The 6452-nt window shown below is 34.4% G+C and carries 4 protein-coding genes; 2 read left to right on the forward strand and 2 right to left on the reverse strand.

Going from position 1 to position 6452, the window contains the following annotated elements; translation table 11 throughout:
* Window positions 1-7: 7 nt before the first annotated feature.
* Complete coding sequence (locus CQA58_RS04705) at window positions 8-973, reverse strand: DNA cytosine methyltransferase (protein ID WP_115569571.1); 966 nt, start codon at window positions 971-973, stop codon at window positions 8-10.
* Window positions 974-1081: 108 nt separating this feature from the next.
* On the opposite strand from CQA58_RS04705, the gene CQA58_RS04710 reads away from it, so the two are divergent.
* Window positions 1082-3361: an nSTAND3 domain-containing NTPase gene (locus tag CQA58_RS04710; protein WP_115569572.1), complete on the forward strand. Its 2280-nt coding sequence runs from the start codon at window positions 1082-1084 to the stop codon at window positions 3359-3361.
* A gap of 291 nt (window positions 3362-3652) precedes the next feature.
* Here CQA58_RS04710 and CQA58_RS04715 read toward each other — a convergent pair whose 3' ends face one another.
* A complete protein-coding gene (locus CQA58_RS04715) occupies window positions 3653-4933 on the reverse strand; it encodes a tyrosine-type recombinase/integrase (protein WP_115569573.1) in 1281 nt (426 codons plus the stop codon).
* 355 nt (window positions 4934-5288) lie between these two features.
* Between CQA58_RS04715 and CQA58_RS04720 the strand changes: the two genes are divergently transcribed.
* Window positions 5289-6014 (forward strand): CAAX protease, encoded by a 726-nt coding sequence (locus CQA58_RS04720; RefSeq protein ID WP_115569574.1) that lies wholly within the window; start codon window positions 5289-5291, stop codon window positions 6012-6014.
* The last annotated feature ends 438 nt before the right edge of the window (window positions 6015-6452 follow it).

A 6452-nucleotide genomic window follows, 5' to 3' on the forward strand; every position in this document is an offset into this window, starting at 1 on the left:
CCTTTTTCTAGATATACGGTAAAAGCCAATCTTCTTTTTTGATGGGTTTTCTTTTTTTATTTTCAAGTACCAAGAATTCATTGGCGATGGCAAAAGCAAAAAGTGGTGGAACAGCATTGCCGATTTGAGAATAACAAGCTCCATTGCTACCACAAAAAATAAAATCATCTGGGAAAGATTGTATTCGGGCACATTCCCTAACACTTAATCTTCTCTCCTTGTTAGGGTGAGGATGAATGACCGCACCACCACTTCTGCTTCCTCTTCCAGTTATTGTTGGCGCAGGCACATCCCACGACAATTCTCGATTACCAACATATCCATTAATCTTTACCCTATGACGGTTTCCCGTATGATTAGGTATACTCTCGTCATAATCTTTGGGAAGATCAAAAATTGCATCTCTCAAGGTTTTTTTTTCTGAAGAAATCATGGCAGGGAATTCGGGCTCAATCTCAATATCGTTTCTTGTTCCAAAAATAATAATTCTTCTTCTATTTTGTGGAACACCATAATCTGAAGCCAAAAGAGTTGAATAACGAATTTTATAATCACCATTTTTTCCAGATTTTTTAAAAGTTTCAAGGATGACATTATGAAAAAAATCTTCAAATTCTTTGCCACTCTTAATTCCAACTACATTTTCAACAACAAAATATTTTGGCTGTTTTTCATGCAGTACTCGTGCATATTCCTTAAATAATTGATTGTATTCACAATCTAAATTTCTATCTTTTCCTTTTGCAACAGTAAAACCCAAGCAAGGAAAGCCACCAATAACCATATCGGCATCAGGAATATGCCTCACATCAATATCGTATATACTTCCAAGAGTAATATGTTCCCCTATATTTTTACGATATGTTTCAACAGCTTCTTTATCAAAATCATTTGCCCAAATAATTTTGTGTCCAGCCTTTTGAAAGCCCAAATCCAATCCTCCACACCCAGAAAAAAGAGAAATTATCTTCATCAAGGAACCTTGTTATATACATTTCTATTTTGTTTATATAGTTTTATTTTACAATATCCATGCAAAATATGTAAGCCATACTGCACATATTGTATACTAAGGTTAAAAATGGTGCCGATTGATTTTTCTCATCTAGACTTTAAAGAATTCGAATCTCTTGCTCTTGACCTTATTGAAATAGACAGAGGCACAAGAATTGAAAGATTTAAAGAAGGAAAAGATAGTGGAATTGATGGACGATATTTGGTTGGAGAAAAGGTTCATATCATACAGTGTAAGCACTATGCAAAATCAGGAATCAGCAAACTCTTTAAAAAACTAGAAAACGAAGAATTAGCAAAAATCCAAAAACATAAACCCTATGCCTATCTTATTGCCACATCTGTTGATTTATCTCCAGCCAATAAGGAAAAAATCCGAAAAGTTTTTGGCGACCACATTAGAAGTCCAATGGATATTTATGGATTAAGCGATCTACTTTCTATTTTGAGGAAAAATCCAAACATCCAAGAAGCCTATCCAAAATTATGGTCTGGAAGTGTGCAAATCATTCAAAATGCACAAAATCAACCAATCATCCAAAAAGGGACAGAATTATTAGAACAAATCAAAAGAGAGGAAAAAATATACATAAAGACACAATACTTCTATAATGGTGTCAAGTTTCTCCAAGAAAATAAAATAATAGTCATCGCAGGAGAGCCTGGGATTGGCAAAACCACTTTAGCACGACAGCTCATTCTGTATTTTAGTCAGTACAACTATGAGCCAGTGCATATCACCAAGAGTATAGAAGATGCTGAAAAGGTCTATTCTAGGAATAAAAAACAAGTATTCTTTTTTGATGATTTTTTAGGTTCAAATTACCTTAGCTTTATTGAAGATAGATTGGACTCTCAAATTGTTGCATTCTCACAAAGAATTCATTACGACACAAATAAACTACTCATCCTTACAAGCCGAACAAATATTCTTAATCGAGGCTCTATTGCAAGTGATCAGTTGCGCTATTCAAATTTAAACAGTAGGCGCTATATCCTTAAGATTTCCAATATATTACCTATAGAAAAGGCTCACATTCTGTATTCACTTTTGAAGCATAATGGGCTTGACAATTCTTTTTTTGTAGAAATCTGCAAAGACAAAAGATATAGAGCAATTATTTCTCATAAAAACTTTAATCCTCGCCTTATTTCTTTTATTTCCGATCATCAAAAAGTGGAGGGAAATGTCATTAGGGTTGATAATTATTGGGACTGGATACAAAAAGTGTTGGACAATCCCCATGAAATATGGCGAAATACATTTGAAATGCAAAGCGACAAATATATCCAAATTCTTGTATTTTTTGTCGTTCTTAACCGAAACTCTATTGCAGAGAAACACCTAAAGAATGCCTATTGCGCTTTTTTAAAATCCGAAAATTATGGCAGTTCACTGGATAACCGTGTTTCGATTGATAGCAAAATAGAAGAAGCAGTATATTACTTCCTCAATCGAAATCTAGAAACCTCTACAAATGAAGTTTATTGCACCCTGTTTAACCCATCAATTGCTGATTTTATTCTAAAAAATCATATGCAGTATGCTTCTTATTTTGCACCATGTTTAGCTTCGCTTCAGAGTTTTGATGCCACAAGCTATTTTATAGACTCTCACAAGAATAAACTTATAGAAACTGCTCTAATAATTGATGTGATTAAAAGCTTATACAGCAATCTTGAGCCAAATATTTTCCATGATATAGACTATGCTGTTGCAATATGTTTTTTCGCACATGAGCTTGATCTTGAAGATATGACAAAAACAAAATTCATACTTCAATCTATTTTTGATAGAAAGAAACCAGTTATCAAATCTTTGGAATACTTTGTAAGACTTGTTGGTCTGTATTACTCAACAGATTTTATTTTTAAAGACTATTCTTTTTTTGATAAGCTTATAGAACATGCAAAATCTGATTTTTGTACCATCACTCTGCTTGATCTCTTGGTAAATATCTTTGGAATTTTTGAGCTTTCAAGCATTAAAAACAAGCTTAAAAAGCTTGTTTGCAGATATCTTAGCGACGAGATTTATGATGAGATGTATTCGCTCACATACTCTTCTTTTCAGATTGGTTTTGACTATGATGGAGAACCATACTTTTATAACGAATACGAAATAAACAAAAAGCTAGATGATTTCTTTGATTCTATAATTCAAAAACTTCCTCAGAAAATGATGGATTTAGTTAGCTTCGAAGAAGCCGTAATAGGGTTTGATATTGAAGACTATAAAGAACACATTCTTTCAAATATTAGTGATGGCGATTGGGATGATGAAGGGTACTATCCATCAGAAAAAGAGAATTGGGATGACATAGACTCTCTATTTCAAAATCAATAAGAATACAAAACAAAAAGAATTGGGTAAAACTGGGCAGACCCATTACCCAACCTACATCTCCCTCTACTGCTCTTATAGAAGCTAATTGGGTAAAATAGGTAGTAGGAGTCCAAAATCTTTTCTATTTTTCTACTTCTGATAAAGAGAGAGAAGCAGAAGATGTAGGTTAGAGATAGAGAAGTAGAAGAGTAGAAAGAAATTTCACTTCCATAGGCTTATTTTTACCCAATGACTTCACCCTTCTCATTTTTGGGAACCTGAAGCTGGGTAAAGTCTTTACCCAACTCTACCCTACTCTATCTTTCCTTCTCTCACCTCATCAAGATAATCAGCCCACCATTGCATCAGTTCTCTTCTCTCTTGAAGTCTGATTGAATGATTGTAAGAAGCTTTGACTTTGTTTCTCTCCTTGTGATCCAAACATAGCTCAATGACTTCACTAGCAATCTTGTGGTTTGGAGTATTCTCATGCAATAGGGTTGAAGCTGTAGCTCTAAAACCATGAAAAACCATTTCTTCTCCAAATCCCATTCTCTTGATTGCATAATTGAGTGTATTCTCACTCATTTGTTTGGTTTTGGAAATATCACTTGGAAAGACATAGATTGAAGTGCAAGATAGAGGTTTTACACTCTCTAATACTTCTAGCATTTGATGACTGATTGGCACTACAAAATCACTCTTCATTTTCATATCTTTTGCAGGAAAAGTAATCAACCTCTTATTGGTATCCACATACTCCCATTTCATTCCTCTAATATTTCCACTTCTTAAAAAAAGCAATGCACTAGCTTTGAGTGCATATCGAGTAATGAGTGCTGGATACTCTTCTATGGCTAAGAGCAGATATCTTAGTCTAGTGGGTTCAGTGATTGTTCGATGATGTTGCACTTCTGTTGTTCTAAAGGTTTTAGAAAACTCAATTTCTCTCAAAACATTGCGTTGTATATAATCACGATTGAGAGCAAACTGCATAATCTCTCTTGCTAGAGAGAAGACTCTTCTTGAAGTTTCTATCTTGCCTTTGGCTTGAATAAGCTCAATACACTCAATAAAATCTCTTTTGCCTAGAGTTTTTACAAGTCTATTGCCTATCATTGGAAATAAATGGCGTTTAATTCTTCCCATTTTAGTCTTATCAGTCAAAAAGCTTTTGTCTTGAATAGAAAGCCATTCATAGGTAATTTCCTCAAATGTTCTTGGCTTGTTGAGTTCTGCCAATCTTTTTCTCTCTTCTTTTTCTCTTTGCAGATAGACCTTTGGATGGATACCCATCATTCTATTCTCCTCATTATTGAGAATAGCATTGTATTCACCACTCTTCCCTCTTGCTTGATCTAGTGTAACTTCAGGATAAGCTCCTATGGAGATTTGATAGATTTTATTTTTAAAGCTATAGCGATATACGAAAGTTTTTGCCACATCATTGTATTCCCTCTTACGATCTCTTATGGCAACATAGAGATTGTTGATTGCAAGATCTTTTGCATAGTATTGATGTTTGTTAGGCTTTAGAGCAATGAGTTGCTTTTCATCTCTAAAGATTGGAGATTTGTTGATAGACTTTTTCATGGTATTATTCCTTGCAATTAAAATGGTGAATACCAAGAAACAATCCAAGTGTATTTGGTGAAAACTGTATAAACCCTACATCGTCTTTACCAAATAGAGGCAAAGCTAGCATTTGGTGAGATTTAAAAAATATAGATAATCTCAAAACTACCGAAAAGAACGAAACTCTTCCATTGTTTTTGGTCTAGTATTCGAGATATTTCCGAGTCCAATCGTGGCCACCATTACTTCAAATTTTCCCACAAATTAGCACTTCAGAGTAGTTTGATTGGCGATGACATATTTTACTCACCAAAAGATTGAGCCAAAGTAAGATGTGCTAGAATACCACTATAATTGCACTATAGGATAAGCTATGAGTAAAATCCCCAAAGAAGAATTACTAGACTTTAGAGCTGATATTACCTCCATTCTCTCCCAAGAGAGACTAGAGAGCTATGAAGGTAATATCCAAAACTACTACATCAATCGCCTTCTAGCACTCCAAGCAGGACACAAGATTGCAGAGATTGAAGTGTATTTGCGAAATATGCTGGACTTTTGTATGAAAAGAATAAAAGGCAATGAATGGATAAAAAGTGAAGAGAGCCTGAAGCTTATCAGTGCAAAAAGCCATATCCCTCAACAAGACCTAAGTCCCTCACAAATCCTAGCAAGTCTAATGCTAGGAGAAGTAGTAGAGCTTATCAACTTCTACAAGATAAAAAACTATATGTTTGACTTGGAGGATATGGACTTTAAAAAGTATCATTGGAATAACAGAAATGTTGGATATGTCAATGGGAGAAAAACACAATTCTCCAATGTTGCCAAAGTGGAAATCACTCTAAATCTAATCCGAGTTATCAGAAATCGGTGCTTTCATTGGGAGAATTTGCTAAAAAGCACAATAAAGGAAAATGGAGCAGTATATCCACGCATTACGACAATTTATCCCAAGAATGAAGAGAGAAAGAAACAAACAAGAATAGGAATTGCACCTGAAATGATCTTAGTATTCCTAGATGATTTGCTAAACCACATTGACAATCCAATGATGAAAAGATTTCAAGACATAAAAATGGAATTTGGGAGAAATTAAAAGGTGGGCGTCCGTTCGCCCTTGAATGTAGAAGAATTGTAACACAATCTTCTTAAATCTGACACTAAAAATAAGATTTTGTCCAAATTTTAGTCCAAAAAGGCTTTTTGATCAGCCAAAATCTATCCTAAGATGATAAAAAAGACATAAAATAAAGTTTGGGAGAAATCAAAAGGTGGGCGTCCGTCCGCCCCTCGAATGTGATGAAATTGTAGCACAATCTTCTTAAATCTGACACTAAAAATAAGATTTTAGTCCAAAAACGCTTAGAAATCCCCCTCTTTTCAAACCACAAATTCCTCTCCAATCCCCTTATTTAAACTCTCAGCACTCAAAACATACATCTATCTATCAAAAGCTCTCCTCTCAAAATCTTGATTAAAAGCAAAAAAAAGAAATATCTCTAAACACCCCCAAATCCCCTAGATACCGATATTC

This window comes from Helicobacter brantae (assembly GCF_003364205.1).
In the GTDB taxonomy this organism is placed as follows: domain Bacteria; phylum Campylobacterota; class Campylobacteria; order Campylobacterales; family Helicobacteraceae; genus Helicobacter_G; species Helicobacter_G brantae.